The organism is Vibrio penaeicida (genome assembly GCF_002933855.1).
Taxonomy (GTDB): Bacteria; Pseudomonadota; Gammaproteobacteria; order Enterobacterales; family Vibrionaceae; genus Vibrio; species Vibrio penaeicida_A.
In genome coordinates this window covers 34,478-51,002 of sequence record NZ_BFAQ01000047.1, presented here as the reverse complement: position 1 = coordinate 51,002, position 16,525 = coordinate 34,478, and the positions used below count along the sequence as shown (strand labels likewise).

Genomic DNA, 16,525 nt, shown 5'->3' with positions numbered 1-16,525 from the left:
CACAAAAACAGTCTCACTGGCTGTTTAAATGACCCGTGTCCTGACACGTTTTGTCAGCAAAACGGAGTATTTTAATGGTTCGGTCAACTTTATGGATCCCATTATGTCCTCCTCAACCCAATGCCTGTGTGGCAAAGTATCGCTCACCGTGACCTCTCCTAGCCCCAAATTTAATGTGTGCCATTGCCATTCATGTCAAACATGGAATGGTGGACCTTCGCTCATGGTACCGTGTGGGGAAGACGTCGATATTACTGGGAGAGAATACGTTAAGGAGTACGACTCTTCAGAGTGGGCGGTACGCGCATTTTGCTTGAATTGTGGTACGCATTTGTACAGCCGATTCAAACAAACAAATCAATTCAATGTTCCTGCTGGGCTGTTTTCCCAATTGGAAACGTTGGATATGGCAATGCAGTATTTCATCGACCTTAAGCCAAGCTACTATTGCTTTTCAAACAGTACGCCCACAATGACGGCATCAGAGGTTTTGAGTCATTTTTCATCTATACCCAAGTAACCCCGAAATGCTTGGTTACAAAGGCTAAAGCAGCACAGACATGAAAAAGTAACTCGCGATTCCAAACGAAGACAAAAGCCCTAGCGTCATAAACAAGCCACGTAAGTTATCTTGCCCACTCAAATAACTGTATGTATACCCTAACCGAGCTAACGCATAAGCAACAATCCAAAGATAAGCGGTAACCGAAGGTGGGTCCAAAAGCGCAAAGGGCAATGCTAAAGCAAGGAAATAAATGGTATTCTCATTGGTATTACGATGAGCATTTTGAACGCGCTCAAGCTCTTGCCAACCAACGTCCGAAACATCTTCGATATTTGAATCGCTCGCTTTCCACTCTTCCGGAGTGGCGTAGATTCTATACTTCACTCTCACCAGCTCTGTCGCTGTCATCAGCCAAACGTGATTAATCAACATAATCACACCAGAGACAGCCATTGAACCGATGATGGATTTATCAGGGATGCTCGCGTTAAAAGCGTTAACATCTAGGACTAGCCAATTAATTAGCAGCGAAGCGATGAATACACCAAGCGGATAGAAGATGACTATTTTGCTGAATTTACGCTGCTTTTCGTCTAATTTGTCCATTTCGAGCTCCTTTTAACCCCAAAGTGGCAATAAATCGGGTGGGTATACCACCCTATTAATCCTGCCATATCGTGACAAATTATTATCTTAGTTAGGAATGAAATGGGGTATTAAAGTAAAAAGCCCCGAATATTGAACATTCAGGGCTTAACAGAACTAAAACAAAGTTTAAGGATTAAAACTCAAAATCGACAGCAGCGTAGAAAGTACGACCTGTATCTACGTAGCCGTAATCAACATCTTGCTCGTCGAAACGGTAATCCGTTAGATTGGTAATACCTGCTTTAACAGCGAAATTACCACTCACTTGGTAACGACCACCCAAATCAACGGTAGTAAAACCGGCCAAATCTTCGCGATCCCAGTTAAGCTGTTTACCCGTGTATTTCACGTCTGTAAACAATGATAATTCATCAGACGTTGCCCAATTCAAGCCCGCATTCGCTGCCCACTTTGGTGTAAATGGTAGCTCTTTATCAGCTTTGGTATCTTTGCTGTCTGTGTACGTTGCGTTGGTTGTTAGGTATACCGTATCGGAAAGATCGATCTCCCCTTCAATTTCAAAGCCTTTGGTTTCCACTTCATTACGGTTGATGTTGGTAATGATCTTCTTACCGTCTGGCGAGGTTCCTTTGTTTGAATCCATGTCACGATCAATCATGTCTTTCAGCTTGGTTTGATACACCGTACCTTGCACAAACCATGTTGGCTGAGTGTATACCGCTGTCAATTCTAGAGACTTAGAGGTTTCTGGCTTGAGATCTGGATTACCTGTTAGGTAACAACCACCACGACAGCTGATCATGAAGAACTTATCTGAAGAACGCCAGATGGCAGGCGCTTTAAAGCCCTCACCGTAACCACCTTTGATCGTCAGGTTTTCTGTCGCTGAATACACAAGGTACGCTCGTGGGCTAAAGTGACTACCAAACTCGTTATGCTTGGTGTAACGACCACTCGCCGTTAACGTTAGTTCGTCGTTTATTGCAAATTCATCTTGCAAATATACCGCCGCCTGATGGTTTTTCTCGCTGTCGGTGTAAAACTTGGTGTGGGTAATTTCAGTGTGGCTGAAATCAAACCCAGCGGTTAGTGTGTGGCTACCCAAAGCTAAAACGGTTTTGCCATCAACGTTATGGTTGGTTTGCGTGCCCGTCATAACATCTGGAAGCGCTGGGTGAGCGTTATCTTCAATGATTTCTGCTTTTTCGAAATAGTAGTTCAGGTTGGAAACACCCCAATCCGATACGCGCTCGTAACCTGCCCCCAGATCTGACCGCTGACTTTCGTAGTAACTGGTCCCAGAGCCTGGCCATGGAGCAACACGGTCGTCTTTCACGTAACCGAGATCAAACAAAACGGTATCTTTTTCAGTCGCGAGCCACGTTAGCGTGGTATCAAAACTTGTTCTTTCTTGCCCTTCTTGAACCGCTGAAGTTGCAGTGCGTTCGTCACTGGCTTGCCATACCTTGCGATCACTCACGTCTATCGATGTATTGAAAAGTAACTTATCAGGAATCACAGAACCGCTAGCAAACAAGTTATAGCTCGCTAATTCGCCACCATCTTTTTGAGGTTTTGAAAACGCTAAGCTACCAGCAACAAACGTTTCGTCCGTTGGCTGTTTCAGAATAATGTTTACTACCCCACCAATGGCTTCACTTCCGTATAGCGTAGACATAGGGCCACGAACCACTTCAACACGATCAATCGCGCTCATTGGAATACTCGACATGTCAAACGCGCCACGCACAATGGCATCTTTTGAGTTTACTTTCCTTCCATTCACTAAGATCAACGTATAGTCCGAATCTAAACCGCGGATTTTAATAGAAGGCTCATCTCCGCCAAGCGAATCGAGCTGCAGACCGGCGATTTTACCTAGCGCTTTAGTAATGTCCGTTGCAGGAATTTTGCTGATTTCTTCTGAAGTGATCACACTGACTGACGCAGGTGCTTGCTCAATGGATACCTGATTTGTCGTTGCTGTAACAACCATAACCTCATCTTGAGCATTTTCTTGAGCGATGGCAGGTACAACTGATAGCGCTGCCGCGACCGCGCAGCTTAACTTCAACAGTTTCATTATTCGTCCTTTATGATTTACTACTTTACTGGCATTGGAAACAAGCGTTTAAGCCCATCCACCAACGTAATACGCCAACTGAAATAATCGTGTCCGCTGGCAAATTCTTTGAACATCACCTGATAGCCTTTATCTATAAGCACTTGATGCATGTTTCGATTGGTCCCCAAAATATTGGCGAAGTCTGGTTTGACTTCGAAAAGACCAGCGTTCAGATAAACTTGAATAGGTTTTTGAGGGCTTTCCGAGATTTGCTTTGTTAACCATTCAGCGTCTTCGTGAGACCACCAGAACGATCCTGATTGGCTAAGTACCTTACCGAAAACATGCGGATACTGATGCGCAATATAAAGCGATGCTAACCCGCCATAACTCGCGCCAGAAAGGACGGTCTGATCTGAGTTTGGTGATATTTCGTGATGTTTCGCCAACCAAGGCATAAGCTCGGTTGCCATCATTTTTGCAAACACAGGGTTAGGTGGCAGCTCGATCCCTCGAAGCTTTCGTGAAGGGTTGTTAACAAACACGGCTCTCATTGGCGCAAGCTCGCCCGCTTCTATCAGGGCGTCTAATACGGATGGGGTTAGCCCTTTATCTAAAAAGGCATCACCATCAAAAAGGATGAGAAGTGGCGTATCCGCATTCAATTCTTGATCGTTAAAAGGACGGTAAATCGATATCTTTCTAGAGTTACCTAACAGCTCGCTAGAAAAGGTATGATGAGTCAATTTGCCTTTTTGGGAGATGGCACCCTCTAACCAATGTGCACTCGGCGGATTTCCACTTTCAATTGTAGAGTACACTCGCCCTTCTTCAGGAATAGACCAAGGGTTAAGGTTACTTGGGTCGGGCTGTAGAGTTGCCAAGATTGCCCTACGTTGCTCCCACCCTTGTGGGCTTTCTAACCGAGGCATGTTTGGCGCAACTTGGTAAGATAATCGAAAATCTTTAGGCACTCGGTAAGATTTGTACCAAGTGTTGCTGTTTTCCATACGTGACAAATGCGCGTGCCCATCGTACGGCGCACCCAATAAACGGACATTGTTTACGTCACCTTCCCATAGAAAAGTAAGAAGATCTTCATGGTCGGATATGGGTTCTATAAGTGGTGTGCCCTGCGCTTTTAACTCTGTCCAGAATCTTTCTTCTGCCGAGATTTCATTGTCATTAATTGCACTTTGCAACCTCTTTAACCTTGGGCTTAGAATTGGTTCTGATGGGTTAACAACTCTATCTTCTTTTAGTGGAACATCACGAAGCGTAAACTGAACGTTGGCTGCATTATTCCCTGCCTGAACCTCAATCGAATACGTATCTGCGTGTTGAAGGTAAAGATAGATTTCTTCTTCGAATCTCTGCTGATAAGAATGGGTCGTTAAATCTTGTGTATCTCCTACTTGCGGCTCACTAGTTTGTATATCTCTTGTCTGTGTATCTCTAGCTTGTGCACGATTAAACAACGACTTAGATAATGACTGGTCGCTGCGATAAACTTTGATACTGGCGAGATCACCATCGTAGGAAAATGTTCCTCGTATATACTGAGGACGGTTTGAAGTAAGAGAAATACGAGTTGTCTTACGTGCTTCAATACTCAATTCAATGTGCTTAGAGACACCAAGTTTGAGAACTAAGTCTTCTGGTTTTTCTTCTGCGAGTAGATTTCCCGAGGTCATCAAACCTAACGAGAATAAAGACGCAGAAGCGGTAAACATTTTCATGAGCGCCGCCAATAGTAATAATTATCATTATCGTTAATTCGGCGCGATTATACTTGGGGGGATGAGCAGGTAAAGAAATGTTACATTCATGAGACAATGATTACTATGTTAATCTAACTATCTAATAAATATTAACTTTTGAAATGATATACCTTAAAGAAAGATATACCTTTAAGAGTGAGTTTCATGTCGAGCTCAGTATTCGCCTATTTCAACCGGTCGACATGAAAAGTGAATCTCTTAATAAATTAAAGCTTGATCAGAAGCTTGCCTTTATTCTCGCCCGTAAAGAAAAGATTCATTGCAGACATGGCACTTTCAAGCCCGTTCAATACATGTGTTCTGTACTGAACTTGTCCATTCATGACATAAGGTGTGAGCTTTTCTAACAACTGAGGAATCTGATTAAGGTGATCCGGCATAGCAAAACCTTGTACCGTGATTCGCTTTTTGATTAATGGTATCCAGTTAGGTCCTGCTGAAGGTTCCGAGGCTGTATAGTCGGCGATCATACCGCACACAACAATTCTTCCGTGAGCATTCATTCGGTCAAATATATGGTGCTGAATAGGACCGCCTGTGTTTTCAAAAAACAGATCCACACCATCTGGAGTTAGTGATTCTAGTTGAGATTTCAAGTCATCTTTTTTGTAATTGATTGCCCCATCAAAGCCTAGTTCATTGACTATCCAATCTGCTTTTTCGTCGCTTCCAACCACACCAATAACACGTAAACCTTCTGCTTTTGCAAGCTGGCCAACGATGGAACCTACCGAACCCGCAGCACCCGTTACCACAAGCGTTTCGCCCAACTTGGGTTTACCTATATTAAGTAGCCCTTGAGTGGCGGTTAAACCTGGCAAGGCGAAAACGGAAAGTGCCGTTTCTGCATCAACATTATTCGACACCTTGTTGATACCCTGACCATTTGTTATTGCGTATTCAGTCCAGCCCATCATCCCCATCACTTTGTCGCCGACGGCAAACTCAGAGTTTTCAGACGCTACAACTTCACCAAAACCGCTAGATCGCATACGAGAATTCAATGCCACTGGCGGAATGTAGCTTTCCTCATCGGCCATCATCCAACCAATCATGGCAGGGTCCATCGACATATGAGTTTGTTTAATAAGAAACTGACCTTCGGAAAGTACTGGGATTTCATTCTCAACAACCTTAAACATGTGAGGTCCGATAGGGTTGCCATCTGGACGTGCGGTAAGCAAAATTTCTTTATTTAGCGTCATTGTTTTCTCCTTAGATCGTGTAAGCAGTATTGCACAATGATTCATTTACAAATAGGCTGCATAAAGCGAATCACCTTTGCTTTAAAGGCAATAATATGGACAAACTAAAAGCACTATCCTACTTCGTAGAAACAGTAGAAAAAGGGAGTTTCTCAGCGGCAGCAAGCCATTGCCACGTTCCTGCCTCTTCCATTTCAAGGCGAATTGCCGATCTCGAAGCCGAGCTTGGTGCACAGTTACTTGTCCGAAGCACTCGATCTATCTCGCTGACGGAGGTGGGCAAGCAATATTACCAACAGGCTCAGCACATTATCGAGCAAGTAAACTTTTCTGATCAGCTTGTTAAGCATTATCAAAGTGAACCGACAGGTGTATTGAAAATCAGTGCTATGGTTGGTTTCGGTGAAAGCATTCTTTTGCCTATTCTCGACGACTTTTCTAAGCATTACCCCGAAGTTATTCTTGATGTCGTGTTAAGTGATGAGCTTTCAAAGCTGGAAAAGGATGACGTGGATATCGCCATACGAGGTGGCTACGCGCCAGACGAACGCGTCGTCGCCAAAAAGTTAATGAATAATGATTTCGTTGCCGCTGCTGCTCCAACCTATATCCAGCAAAATGGTAAGCCTACTTGCACTTCCGATCTCGTTCATCATCAAGGTTTATTTTTTAAAACGCCTGTCGGTCCAACACCTTGGTTAAGTGAAATTGACGGGCAATGGCAAGACGTATCTGGAAAGGTGAAACTGGTAAGTAATAACGGACACTGGTTACTAAACAAAGCCATACAAGGTGAAGGCATATTAATGCTGCCTAAATGGGTACTTCAGCCCAGTTTTGAATCCGGCGTATTGCAAGAGTTAACCTTCGATCAACCCTTGCAAATAAGCCACGGTAGAGATTTTGCCATTTTCCTACTTTATCAAAAACTCGAATACTCAATTCCTAAAATCAAAGCTGCTGTCGATTTCATTTGTGAGCAAGTTAAGTCGCAATATCCATAACAATACGTTTAGCTAGACACTCTAGATGTATCTGGTTTCCACTTAATCTAATAAGAGCTGAAAAATAAAAAACACTTCATTTTATCAAATTTAAGAATTCTTTATATTACAATAGGCTAACAACAATCTTATATGAATTTGAATGAACGCTGTTACATGCATACTGTTAAACACACACTACAATTACTACAATATAAAGCCTTAAAGTTTAGATGTTAAAAATCAATTTAAGGTAAGTCGTAATAGCTAAAGGAATAGGACGCATAAGTTGAGAATGCATTGCTTATAGGGAGATAAGTTCATGAAGTATTTGAAACATATTTTTTGGTTGGTCATTGCCTTAAACTCTCCATTTTTATACGCGACTGATACTTATGAATTCAAGGTAAAAGTAACTGGATATACGAATAAAGTATTTTTAAATGCTATTATTCATACACAAACCGATAAACTTCCTCATGCTTCCAGTAGAATTATTCCACACTCAGATAGAAACAAATATGGGCACTTTTTAGACGAAGTAGAAACGGAATATACAAAAGAACAAGCAAATACTATTTTTATTTTTGGTCAACTAGAGCGAACGGGCAACCTTGACGAAAGTGAAGAAGATGGTGAGCCATTTGCTTATATACCCCTTCGGGTAATTGATACGTCTAAAGACATTAAAAGACTTCGAATTGGTCACACACAAGAGGTAAGAGCCTACTCTGACCCCCAGAAAGCATTTAATAACAGCTATCCTTTTAGTGAAGGTTTTTCAAAAGGATACATAAACTCTAAAAATATAGAGAAGGTTTTTGCCGCAACTCGTATTTTAATAGAGAATGGCTACGTTACTGAAAGCAAATGGCAAGAATTGTTCACGGCATTTCAGCAGAATATTCATTTCCTTAAAAAAGATAAGAACCATATTCGACGAATTTTAGAGTTTATGAGCACATATGCAAAATTAAAGAATTCCCATAAACTATATGAGTACTACGTTGAACTATTAAGAAAATTGGAAAAGCTTAATATTGATCATACCGAAATATACCCTAACCAAACGTTAAGCCAGCATATTTTTGAACAACTGAACACTTTATTAACAACACAAACATCTAGCGTCATTCCATATATGGGCTCTATTCTTCGCACTCTAAGAGATGAAAAAAGATATCATGACTGTATTTTACTCGGAAATAGTATGTCAAAGAATATCGTATCTAATGAGAAATTTACGAAGATAATACTAGACGACAAAAAGACAAGAAACGATGTATTGTCAGCAATGCAGGCTTTTACAGAATGTATACAAAAAGACTTTAGGGAAAAGTCTGACAATGGCTCAAATGGTAAGATTGACGCGGCCAAGTTTCAGGAAAACACGGAGTTGGGAAAACTTGCAATTTCTGCGTATATATCTCTCTACGAAAGTATCGAATCAGTACTACCAAGAAGAGCAACCCGAATATACGGTCCCGACCAGGCGTCACGGGTGACAGAGTTGAACGGGTATTACGATGCTTTTTCCACTGTTAGATACAGTCGGGATATTGTTAAATGACTCTGAATAAACAAAATTTTTCAATGTGGCTTGGATTATTTATAGTTTTAGGTCATATATTGGTAACAATAGGGCTATGGTTCGCATTCGACTATGACATCTCTGATGGCGTTGTAATTAAGGAGGTGTCTTTGCCTATTACACTTGCTTATGCCACAGGTGTTGTTAAGTGGTTTACATCGCATGACGGATTGATAAAAAGCCAAGAAATGATTGGACTGCCTTTCGCATTACTCATTGTTTTGATTTTTGTTTCCTTTATTGGAGGATTGGTTATCTCCCCTATACTCTACGCTGAAAGTAAACAGATTTCGTCTAACGAGCTGAATACAATTTATCTGACCATCGAGTCTGCATTTGGCGCTTTATTCGCTTTGATTTCGGCACACTTATATCCACAAACCAGCGCGGACAAAAGCTAAATCATCGCAATTGGAAACGAGTAAGTGCGCAATATCTCAAGTAGGGAGCAGGTCCTTATCAATATATGCTCCTGCACCCACACTAGTCTCCACTGTGGCGATTCATTCTTATAGCTTACACCGCACCATGGGATGTCTGTTGGTAGATCAACATTGACTCGAACTAGATTAACGTCTGGTCGATAGCGCCAGCCCCATGCTCATCTAAAGTGACTTTGGTTACCGCACCATTGATTAGGGTTAAATTAGGAGGAACATGCCCAATATCCATATCGTAAATTACGGGAATACCTAGGTTACCCAAATGCCTTTCTAATACTTCTAGATAACTGAGCTCATTTTGATCGGCTGCATCTTTGGCACAATTTCGCCCAATGAGGATACCGTTAACAGAACTAAATACCTGCCTAAACTTCATATTTAAAATCACACGAGCAAGTTCAACCGGCGGCATCTCAGCATTTTCTAGATACAACAAAATACCCTTTGGTGCTTCCTTTGTAAAAGCATTGAGATCGAGATATTCAGTATTAAACAAATGATGAAGAGTGTCCCAGCATCCACCGAGTAATCGGCCTTCTATGCTGTATCCTGATTCGGGCTTTACGAGCCATTTCCACTTGGTATTGATGTTACATTCCAATATAGCTTGTGGGTTCTCAGTAATTGGTGGCCAAGTCTTTGTATGCTTTTCGGAAGCGAACTGGGTAAAGCTCTCCCCCTCATTTTGTGAAAGGTGCGATAAAGTAGTTGATACCAAAGGATCTGTCGCATTTTGAGTTAGATCCATCAAGTTTGAGCAGTGCACAGTAGCCCAGCCCAATCTAGAAGCGAGCACCGATGTGATTGTACTAATATCGGAAAAACCCAGTATCCATTTGGGTTTCGCGTTAGCGAGTTTTTCGAAATCAAGATATGGAAGCAGCTCCATCGCTAACTCGCCACCCCAAGGTGGCGCAATAGCATCTATCTCATCGTCCATTAAAAACTGCATCAGTTCAGAAGCTCTCTCTTCAACAGAAGCACTAACGTGTTTACTCTGCCCTCTTAAGCAATTCCCTTCTATCACTCTAAATTGTAACGAGTTTAAATATTCGAGAACAAATTGATACCGCGCTTCATGCGCTTCTCCAATTCCAGAAGAAAACGCCGTGACACCAATCGTGCTACCTGCGATTAAAGGGGCTGGGTATTTCATTTCGAGTTATCCATATTAGAAACGTCCAAACAGAAAAGCACAGTAATCCATTACTTTCAATTAGATACGCTTAAATCTTACATAAATAGCCTAGGCTTGAGAAAAGAGATAGATAAAGGTATTTCAATATTTCAATTACACGTTCCTCTGTATTGGTTCAGTAAATGAATTGCCAAGTTAGAAAAGTGAGAATTAGATGGGTAAGACGAGGCGACCAACTTCACACTATGAAAGATAGGTAACGGGTTGTTATCAGCTTGCTACACCTAGAATTTCAGCATACAAAGCAACAATCAAATCGATAAGTTCTTGTTCATTTTACGCATCAGTCATCATTTTATATCGTTGTTATATATGAAATTATTACAATAAAACAATACGCCATTCCTATTTTTCTGTCACATATGACTACTACTTCCTCACGTGTAAAACGGGAAGATTATGTCACTTTTGGAATTAATCATTTTCATTTATTCCCTATATCAATAAAAACGAAAGCGCTACATTCACGCCGATTTAACATAAATAACACAAGTATAAAAATTACTTAGCTTTAGCTTTTTCCGCTAAACATCGGATGGCTTAAAGCCTTTTAGAGGTCCTACATATGAGTGAAACACTATTAGCCTTAATCGCATTCTCGCCCATTGTGGTGGCTGCGATTTTGCTGGTTGGTCTAAATTGGCCAGCAAAGAAAGCCATGCCCGTTGCCTTTGGGTTAACCGTCGTTATTGCCCTTTTGTTCTGGGACATGTCTACCAACCGAGTGCTTGCTTCGATTTTCCAAGGATTGGGGATTACCGTTTCTGTTTTGTGGATAGTGTTTGGTGCCATCTTCTTGCTTAACACCTTAAAACATACCGGCGCTATTTCGGTTATCCGCAATGGGTTTACCAACATCTCTCCCGACAGACGAGTACAAGCGATCATCATTGCTTGGTGTTTTGGATCGTTTATTGAAGGCGCATCTGGGTTTGGTACACCTGCTGCCATTGCCGCCCCTCTTATGGTTGCCATTGGCTTTCCAGCGTTAGCCGCAGTCTTGATGGGGATGATGATCCAATCAACTCCGGTTTCATTCGGCGCTGTCGGTACACCTATTATCGTTGGCGTAAACAAAGGATTGGATACACACAATATCAGCGAAGCGCTGGTTGCGAATGGTTCAACGTGGGATGCGTATCTACAACAGATCACCTCCAGTGTTTCCCTAATTCACGCGGTTGTCGGTACATTAATGCCTGTATTAATGGCAATGATGTTAACTCGATTCTTTGGAAAAAATCGTAGCTGGACTGAAGGGTTGGATATTCTTCCATTTGCGGTATTTGCTGGTCTCTCTTTTACCATTCCTTACGCATTAACTGGTGTCTTCCTAGGCGCTGAATTCCCATCACTTATCGGTGGTTTGGTCGGCTTGTCTATCGTTGTACTCGCAGCAAAAAATGGCTTCCTCATTCCAAAGTCCAAGTGGGATTTTGAAAAAGAAGATAAATGGCAAGCAGAATGGCTTGGTACGTTAAAAATCGATCTAGAAGATAGCAAGAGTAAGCCAATGAGCCTTGCGATTGCGTGGCTTCCGTATGTGTTGCTTGCCGTTATTCTTGTTGCAAGCCGCGTAAGCGTTGATTTGAAAGATATGCTCAAGAGTGTCAGCCTATCATTCGGCAATATTCTTGGCGAAACAGGCATAAGCGCTGCTATTCAGCCCCTCTACCTGCCTGGTGGGATCTTAGTGTTTGTTGCGCTACTTGCCACGCTCATTCAGGCTCGCAGCGCAACGCCTCTTGTAAAAGCGTTTGGTGAATCCAGTAAAACGTTGATTGGCGCAGGTTTTGTCTTGGTGTTTACCATTCCAATGGTACGGATTTTTATCAACTCGGGTATTAATGGTGCCGACCTTGCGAGTATGCCAGTTACTACCGCAAACTTTGCTGCTGGGCTGGTTGGTGATGCTTTCCCAGCGTTAAGCGCTACTGTCGGTGCTTTGGGTGCGTTCATTGCAGGGTCCAACACCGTTTCGAACATGATGTTCAGCCAATTCCAATATGAAGTGGCGCAAACTCTTTCTATTTCTAGTGCGGTTGTAGTCGCGCTTCAAGCGGTTGGTGCCGCTGCCGGTAATATGATCGCCATCCACAACGTGGTCGCTGCTTCTGCTACGGTAGGCTTACTTGGCCGTGAAGGTGCGACACTTCGCAAAACAGTTATCCCAACTTTCTACTACCTTGTTGCTACCGGTGTGATAGGCATGGTGGTGATTTACGGCTTCCAAGTCACGGATGCCTTAATGAAATAAGAAATTGTTCTAAAAGTAGATTAATGGGCGCAAAGACGCCCAATATTCGGCGCTAATGCCATTTATTTTTTTAACTCTTAACTTGCTCAACGCCCACGAACCTAAGAGTTAGATATAGAAATCAGGATAGAAATTATGATTATCTCCGCATCGACTGATTATCGCGCTGCAGCAAAAGCAAAACTGCCACCCTTTTTGTTCCATTACATTGATGGCGGCTCTTACAACGAGCATACCTTAAGACATAATACCGACGACCTTTCCGACGTCGCATTACGTCAACGCGTTCTACGGGATATGTCTGATCTCAATCTAGACACTGAATTGTTTGGCGAGAAAATGTCACTTCCTATCGGGCTTGCTCCTGTCGGTTTAACAGGCATGTATGCTCGCCGTGGTGAGGTTCAAGCCGCCAAAGCCGCTGATAAGAAAGGCATCCCTTTCACCATGTCTACCGTGTCGGTTTGCCCGATTGAAGAAGTCGCTCCAGCCATAGAACGACCAATGTGGTTCCAGTTATATGTATTAAAAGATCGCGGCTTTATGCAAAATGTACTTGAACGAGCCAAAGCGGCAGGCGTAACGACATTGGTCTTTACCGTGGACATGCCCGTTCCTGGTGCTCGTTACCGCGACATGCATTCTGGAATGAGTGGTCCTAATGCTGCGATGCGCAGAGTAATCCAATCGATGCTTCACCCGAGTTGGGCGCTTGACGTGGGTGTTCTAGGAAAACCACACGATTTGGGTAACATTTCGACCTATCGTGGTGAACCAACCAAACTTGAAGATTACATTGGCTGGTTAGGTGCAAACTTCGACCCATCAATCAGCTGGAAGGACTTAGAGTGGATCCGAGATTTTTGGGATGGTCCGATGGTTATTAAAGGCATTCTGGATGAAGAAGACGCCAAAGATGCGGTTCGATTTGGCGCGGATGGCATTGTAGTCTCTAACCACGGCGGTCGACAGTTAGATGGTGTTCTATCAACGGTTCGCGCCCTTCCTAATATTGCAGATGCAGTAAAAGGGGATTTAAAGATCATGGTCGATTCTGGCATTCGAACGGGCTTAGACGTTGTTCGCATGCTGGCACTCGGCGCTGATTTTACATTACTTGGTCGTTCTTTTGTGTATGCGTTGGCAGCACAAGGCGGTGCGGGCGTAGAAAACTTGCTTGATTTGTATGAAAAAGAAATGCGCGTCGCTATGACATTAACAGGCGCTAAAAGCATCTCCGATATTTCCTCTGACTTATTGGTTGATCTGAACAAGCAAGCACTATAGGAAGCAACTTAAAATAAAAAGTGCGAGGGATTTAACAAAATCGCTCGCCTTTTTGTTCATTCATCGCCAAAATACGCCCCTCCTGACCATCTAGATTATCAATACTCATGAAAAAATCCCTATTACCATTGGCTCTGCTGGCTATTTCTTGTAACTCTCAAGCAGAAGAAGGTTACTACTTCGGGCTGGGCTACAACATTTCAACTTCAGATCAAAACGACAGTAAAACAGGGTTAAGTGCAAGCTTCGGTCATACATTTCCGCTTGGAAGCACCTTCATGATGTCTTCAGAATGGCTCTATACCGATTTAGGCAAACACAATGACTACGAACTTTCCAGTATTGCATGGAACTTAAAACCTTCATTGCCGCTTAGCGAAACAATGCACATCGCAGGCGTATTTGGCACTAACTACTATTTCCAGGAAAGCAGTACTGATAAAGACAACAAATTTGGTATTTCGTACGGTGCCGAAATAGGATTACGGCTAACGCAAAATATTGCCGTGAATACCGGTTACAAGATCTATGATGCGAAGTCTGAACTTTCATCAATGTACGCTGAATTCCAGCTAAGATTCTAAATACCTATAATTCTTGCTATGAACTGGGTATAGATTGCATTAAAAATGCCGACTTAGTGTCGGCATTTTTTCCTTCAACATCAATTTAACTGACGTTTATTGCTCTTGAGTATGAGCCCCTAATACTTACCTTCTACAATAACGGTACGCTCTAAAAAGCTTTCCGCATAGCGACTTTTCATTAAACGAACATCTTTTAAAAATGGTGCGTAAAAGATTGGAAATAGGCAAGCCATCACTATCACGTAACTGATTTTTAATCGCCATGACATCTCTTGCTTCACACCGTCGTCAAATACTGTGACGCCTGTACCAATAAAAAAGCCCAACACATAAAGTGTAACTAGAGAACCCAACATTGCGTAAAACTGCATAATTTGGCGAGTGATTTCACTGACTGCTTGTTGAACGCAAGGTTTCATGTCGTTCATAAATTCGCAATACCGCATGTATTCTTCACCAATGATCCATTCCATTTGTTACTCCTTCTTTGCACTTGGGTCGGTGAGCTTGTTTTCTGCCTTTGCTTCATACTGCTGATACGTTTCTGCGTATTCTGGTAACACAGAAATAAAAGAAACAAACATGAGTGAGCCATAAACAATAGGCAGCAACACAGACAGTACTTTAATTATCGAGCTTGATGAAAATGGAACTTCGCCAAAGCGATTATCTACTGCATCACCGGGAACAAGACAGAGGGGGAAATTGAGCACTGGTATCCACGCAATCAATACCAACCAAGGGGAAAAGCCGATATCCCTAAGCCTTTTTACAATGAAAAGAACGTAGAAAAAGAAGGTAATGGGCACAACAAGGAATCCAAACTGACCCAACAAATTGGGCAATAGCAAACAGGCAGTAGCCCAACAGGCAAACTCTGTTCGATTTAACCTGCCTTTTAACTGGTAGAACTGAGGTTTGGTTTCTTTTAAAGGTATTTCTGGGGAACGAAGTAATTCTGATTCCGTCATTTTTTATCCTGATTTTATTTTTTTATCTAGCCAACTTTTCTTGGATGGGCTCAGGATACTGAATTTGTAATTGAAAGAAACAAAAGGTAAAGCGCGCTCAAGCCAATACAGGTTAATGTGCTTACCATACCGAAAACTCGGTAATTAAAGTTTTCCCTAACTTGAGAAATGCCATACGCGTGAACCATTCGTCCTATCACTAAAATTGTGCCTGCAAAGTGCAAGTACATATCCAGCCCGCCAAGATATTCTATAGTGAGCAGCAATATAACGGTAATGGGGACGTATTCGGCAAAATTTGCATGCGCACGCGAGACTCTTAACAGTTTTTTACTGTCACCAGCCCCAACAGCCACTTTTTCTTTACGCCGTGTAACAATTGTTTGAGCTGAAAGGATAATAAATATTATGCTCAAGATGCTTAGATAAATTCCAATGATCATTTATTTGATTCCTGTTATTGATAACGCATTCTTGATACGGGCGCTCTTTTCACCAACGGGGACAACGCTTTCTAGCATTTGCCTGGCAGCACCAACATTCAGTAACTTTCCTGCTAACCACGTTGCTAAATACTCCGACGCTAAACACCCGCCTGCAGTAGCAACATTTCCATAGGAGTGGAAAGAAGTATTGGAAATAATAATGTTACTTTCTTTAAGCTTATTCGCCGTAATATCATCTGTCGCAGCAATGTTATCTTGAGGCAAACTTTTTAACGCATCCAACAACAATACCCCCGAACATTGACTTGCAATCAATTGCTCAGGGGCGAGCGCCATTTGAGCGAGAAAATCGTCATTTTTTGAATACATTTGAGTGTGAATACCACTACCCAAAACGACACCATCGTATAAGTTAAGGTTTTTGACATGATCATGAGATTCGATCTTCAATCCATTCATTGATGTGACTGATTTCGACATCGATACGATGTGTGCGGAAAGCCCTATACCTTTCAAACGATTCAACATCGAAAATACGGTTAGAGAGTCAATTTCATTGAACCCTTCTAAAGTGACTATTCCTACTTTCATCACAAC

The 16,525-nt window shown here is 42.3% G+C and carries 16 protein-coding genes; 7 read left to right on the top strand and 9 right to left on the bottom strand.

Going from position 1 to position 16,525, the window contains the following annotated elements:
• The first annotated feature begins 103 nt into the window (after positions 1 to 103).
• Entirely contained in the window at positions 104 to 520 is a 417-nt protein-coding gene (locus VPNCDNU1_RS23855) for a GFA family protein (RefSeq protein WP_237324207.1), read from the top strand.
• A gap of 24 nt (positions 521 to 544) precedes the next feature.
• On the opposite strand, the gene VPNCDNU1_RS23850 is transcribed toward VPNCDNU1_RS23855, so the two are convergent.
• From VPNCDNU1_RS23850 to VPNCDNU1_RS23835, 4 genes are all read right to left on the bottom strand, one after another.
• On the bottom strand, positions 545 to 1,111 hold the full coding sequence (locus VPNCDNU1_RS23850) for an MAPEG family protein (RefSeq protein WP_104402673.1): 567 nt from the start codon (positions 1,109 to 1,111) through the stop codon (positions 545 to 547).
• A gap of 175 nt (positions 1,112 to 1,286) precedes the next feature.
• Positions 1,287 to 3,197, bottom strand: coding sequence for a TonB-dependent receptor domain-containing protein (locus tag VPNCDNU1_RS23845; RefSeq protein WP_104402672.1), 1,911 nt, complete (start codon positions 3,195 to 3,197; stop codon positions 1,287 to 1,289).
• 20 nt (positions 3,198 to 3,217) lie between these two features.
• Positions 3,218 to 4,918: an alpha/beta hydrolase-fold protein gene (locus VPNCDNU1_RS23840; RefSeq protein WP_104402671.1), complete on the bottom strand. Its 1,701-nt coding sequence runs from the start codon at positions 4,916 to 4,918 to the stop codon at positions 3,218 to 3,220.
• A 248-nt stretch (positions 4,919 to 5,166) separates the two neighbouring features.
• Positions 5,167 to 6,165 carry an NADP-dependent oxidoreductase gene (locus tag VPNCDNU1_RS23835; protein ID WP_104402670.1) on the bottom strand — a complete coding sequence of 333 codons (999 nt, stop codon included), beginning with the start codon at positions 6,163 to 6,165 and terminating at the stop codon, positions 5,167 to 5,169.
• Between the two features lie 95 nt (positions 6,166 to 6,260).
• Between VPNCDNU1_RS23835 and VPNCDNU1_RS23830 the strand changes: the two genes are divergently transcribed.
• The 3 genes from VPNCDNU1_RS23830 (at position 6,261) to VPNCDNU1_RS23820 (ending at position 9,140) form a co-directional block, all read left to right on the top strand.
• A complete protein-coding gene (locus VPNCDNU1_RS23830) occupies positions 6,261 to 7,169 on the top strand; it encodes a LysR family transcriptional regulator (RefSeq protein ID WP_104402669.1) in 909 nt (302 codons plus the stop codon).
• A 301-nt stretch (positions 7,170 to 7,470) separates the two neighbouring features.
• Entirely contained in the window at positions 7,471 to 8,718 is a 1,248-nt protein-coding gene (locus VPNCDNU1_RS23825) for a hypothetical protein (protein ID WP_104402668.1), read from the top strand.
• Positions 8,715 to 9,140 (top strand): hypothetical protein, encoded by a 426-nt coding sequence (locus tag VPNCDNU1_RS23820; RefSeq protein WP_104402667.1) that lies wholly within the window; start codon positions 8,715 to 8,717, stop codon positions 9,138 to 9,140. The genes VPNCDNU1_RS23825 and VPNCDNU1_RS23820 overlap by 4 nt, the downstream gene beginning before the upstream one ends.
• Before the next feature lie 163 nt (positions 9,141 to 9,303).
• Here the strand turns inward: VPNCDNU1_RS23820 and VPNCDNU1_RS23815 are convergent, their stop codons facing one another.
• Complete coding sequence (locus VPNCDNU1_RS23815) at positions 9,304 to 10,338, bottom strand: S66 family peptidase (protein WP_104402666.1); 1,035 nt, start codon at positions 10,336 to 10,338, stop codon at positions 9,304 to 9,306.
• A 607-nt stretch (positions 10,339 to 10,945) separates the two neighbouring features.
• Here VPNCDNU1_RS23815 and VPNCDNU1_RS23810 point away from each other — a divergent pair.
• The 3 genes from VPNCDNU1_RS23810 to VPNCDNU1_RS23800 all read left to right on the top strand — a co-directional run bounded on the left by VPNCDNU1_RS23810 (position 10,946) and on the right by VPNCDNU1_RS23800 (position 14,508).
• Entirely contained in the window at positions 10,946 to 12,637 is a 1,692-nt protein-coding gene (locus VPNCDNU1_RS23810) for an L-lactate permease (RefSeq protein WP_104402665.1), read from the top strand.
• 135 nt (positions 12,638 to 12,772) lie between these two features.
• Entirely contained in the window at positions 12,773 to 13,924 is a 1,152-nt protein-coding gene (lldD, locus tag VPNCDNU1_RS23805; RefSeq protein ID WP_104402664.1) for an FMN-dependent L-lactate dehydrogenase LldD, read from the top strand.
• A 107-nt stretch (positions 13,925 to 14,031) separates the two neighbouring features.
• The gene (locus VPNCDNU1_RS23800; protein ID WP_104402663.1) at positions 14,032 to 14,508 is read left to right on the top strand and encodes an outer membrane beta-barrel protein; all 477 of its coding nucleotides are present in this window, start codon (positions 14,032 to 14,034) and stop codon (positions 14,506 to 14,508) included.
• Between the two features lie 119 nt (positions 14,509 to 14,627).
• Here the strand turns inward: VPNCDNU1_RS23800 and VPNCDNU1_RS23795 are convergent, their stop codons facing one another.
• The 4 genes from VPNCDNU1_RS23795 to VPNCDNU1_RS23780 are packed head-to-tail and all read right to left on the bottom strand — an operon-like array spanning position 14,628 to position 16,519.
• Positions 14,628 to 14,984, bottom strand: coding sequence for a hypothetical protein (locus tag VPNCDNU1_RS23795; protein WP_104402662.1), 357 nt, complete (start codon positions 14,982 to 14,984; stop codon positions 14,628 to 14,630).
• Positions 14,985 to 14,987: 3 nt separating this feature from the next.
• On the bottom strand, positions 14,988 to 15,482 hold the full coding sequence (locus VPNCDNU1_RS23790) for a DUF805 domain-containing protein (protein ID WP_104402661.1): 495 nt from the start codon (positions 15,480 to 15,482) through the stop codon (positions 14,988 to 14,990).
• A gap of 50 nt (positions 15,483 to 15,532) precedes the next feature.
• Positions 15,533 to 15,925: an MAPEG family protein gene (locus tag VPNCDNU1_RS23785; RefSeq protein ID WP_104402660.1), complete on the bottom strand. Its 393-nt coding sequence runs from the start codon at positions 15,923 to 15,925 to the stop codon at positions 15,533 to 15,535.
• Positions 15,926 to 16,519 carry a DJ-1/PfpI family protein gene (locus VPNCDNU1_RS23780; RefSeq protein ID WP_104402659.1) on the bottom strand — a complete coding sequence of 198 codons (594 nt, stop codon included), beginning with the start codon at positions 16,517 to 16,519 and terminating at the stop codon, positions 15,926 to 15,928.
• Positions 16,520 to 16,525: the final 6 nt, after the last annotated feature.

Excerpts from the sequence above, each read along its gene's own strand:
- VPNCDNU1_RS23855 (WP_237324207.1), top strand. The coding sequence starts at position 104 with ATGTCCTCCTCAACCCAATGCCTGTGTGGCAAAGTATCGCTCACCGTG.
- VPNCDNU1_RS23850 (WP_104402673.1), bottom strand. The coding sequence starts at position 1,111 with ATGGACAAATTAGACGAAAAGCAGCGTAAATTCAGCAAAATAGTCATC.
- VPNCDNU1_RS23845 (WP_104402672.1), bottom strand. The coding sequence starts at position 3,197 with ATGAAACTGTTGAAGTTAAGCTGCGCGGTCGCGGCAGCGCTATCAGTT.
- VPNCDNU1_RS23840 (WP_104402671.1), bottom strand. The coding sequence starts at position 4,918 with ATGAAAATGTTTACCGCTTCTGCGTCTTTATTCTCGTTAGGTTTGATG.
- VPNCDNU1_RS23835 (WP_104402670.1), bottom strand. The coding sequence starts at position 6,165 with ATGACGCTAAATAAAGAAATTTTGCTTACCGCACGTCCAGATGGCAAC.
- VPNCDNU1_RS23830 (WP_104402669.1), top strand. The coding sequence starts at position 6,261 with ATGGACAAACTAAAAGCACTATCCTACTTCGTAGAAACAGTAGAAAAA.
- VPNCDNU1_RS23825 (WP_104402668.1), top strand. The coding sequence starts at position 7,471 with ATGAAGTATTTGAAACATATTTTTTGGTTGGTCATTGCCTTAAACTCT.
- VPNCDNU1_RS23820 (WP_104402667.1), top strand. The coding sequence starts at position 8,715 with ATGACTCTGAATAAACAAAATTTTTCAATGTGGCTTGGATTATTTATA.
- VPNCDNU1_RS23815 (WP_104402666.1), bottom strand. The coding sequence starts at position 10,338 with ATGAAATACCCAGCCCCTTTAATCGCAGGTAGCACGATTGGTGTCACG.
- VPNCDNU1_RS23810 (WP_104402665.1), top strand. The coding sequence starts at position 10,946 with ATGAGTGAAACACTATTAGCCTTAATCGCATTCTCGCCCATTGTGGTG.
- lldD (WP_104402664.1), top strand. The coding sequence starts at position 12,773 with ATGATTATCTCCGCATCGACTGATTATCGCGCTGCAGCAAAAGCAAAA.
- VPNCDNU1_RS23800 (WP_104402663.1), top strand. The coding sequence starts at position 14,032 with ATGAAAAAATCCCTATTACCATTGGCTCTGCTGGCTATTTCTTGTAAC.
- VPNCDNU1_RS23795 (WP_104402662.1), bottom strand. The coding sequence starts at position 14,984 with ATGGAATGGATCATTGGTGAAGAATACATGCGGTATTGCGAATTTATG.
- VPNCDNU1_RS23790 (WP_104402661.1), bottom strand. The coding sequence starts at position 15,482 with ATGACGGAATCAGAATTACTTCGTTCCCCAGAAATACCTTTAAAAGAA.
- VPNCDNU1_RS23785 (WP_104402660.1), bottom strand. The coding sequence starts at position 15,925 with ATGATCATTGGAATTTATCTAAGCATCTTGAGCATAATATTTATTATC.
- VPNCDNU1_RS23780 (WP_104402659.1), bottom strand. The coding sequence starts at position 16,519 with ATGAAAGTAGGAATAGTCACTTTAGAAGGGTTCAATGAAATTGACTCT.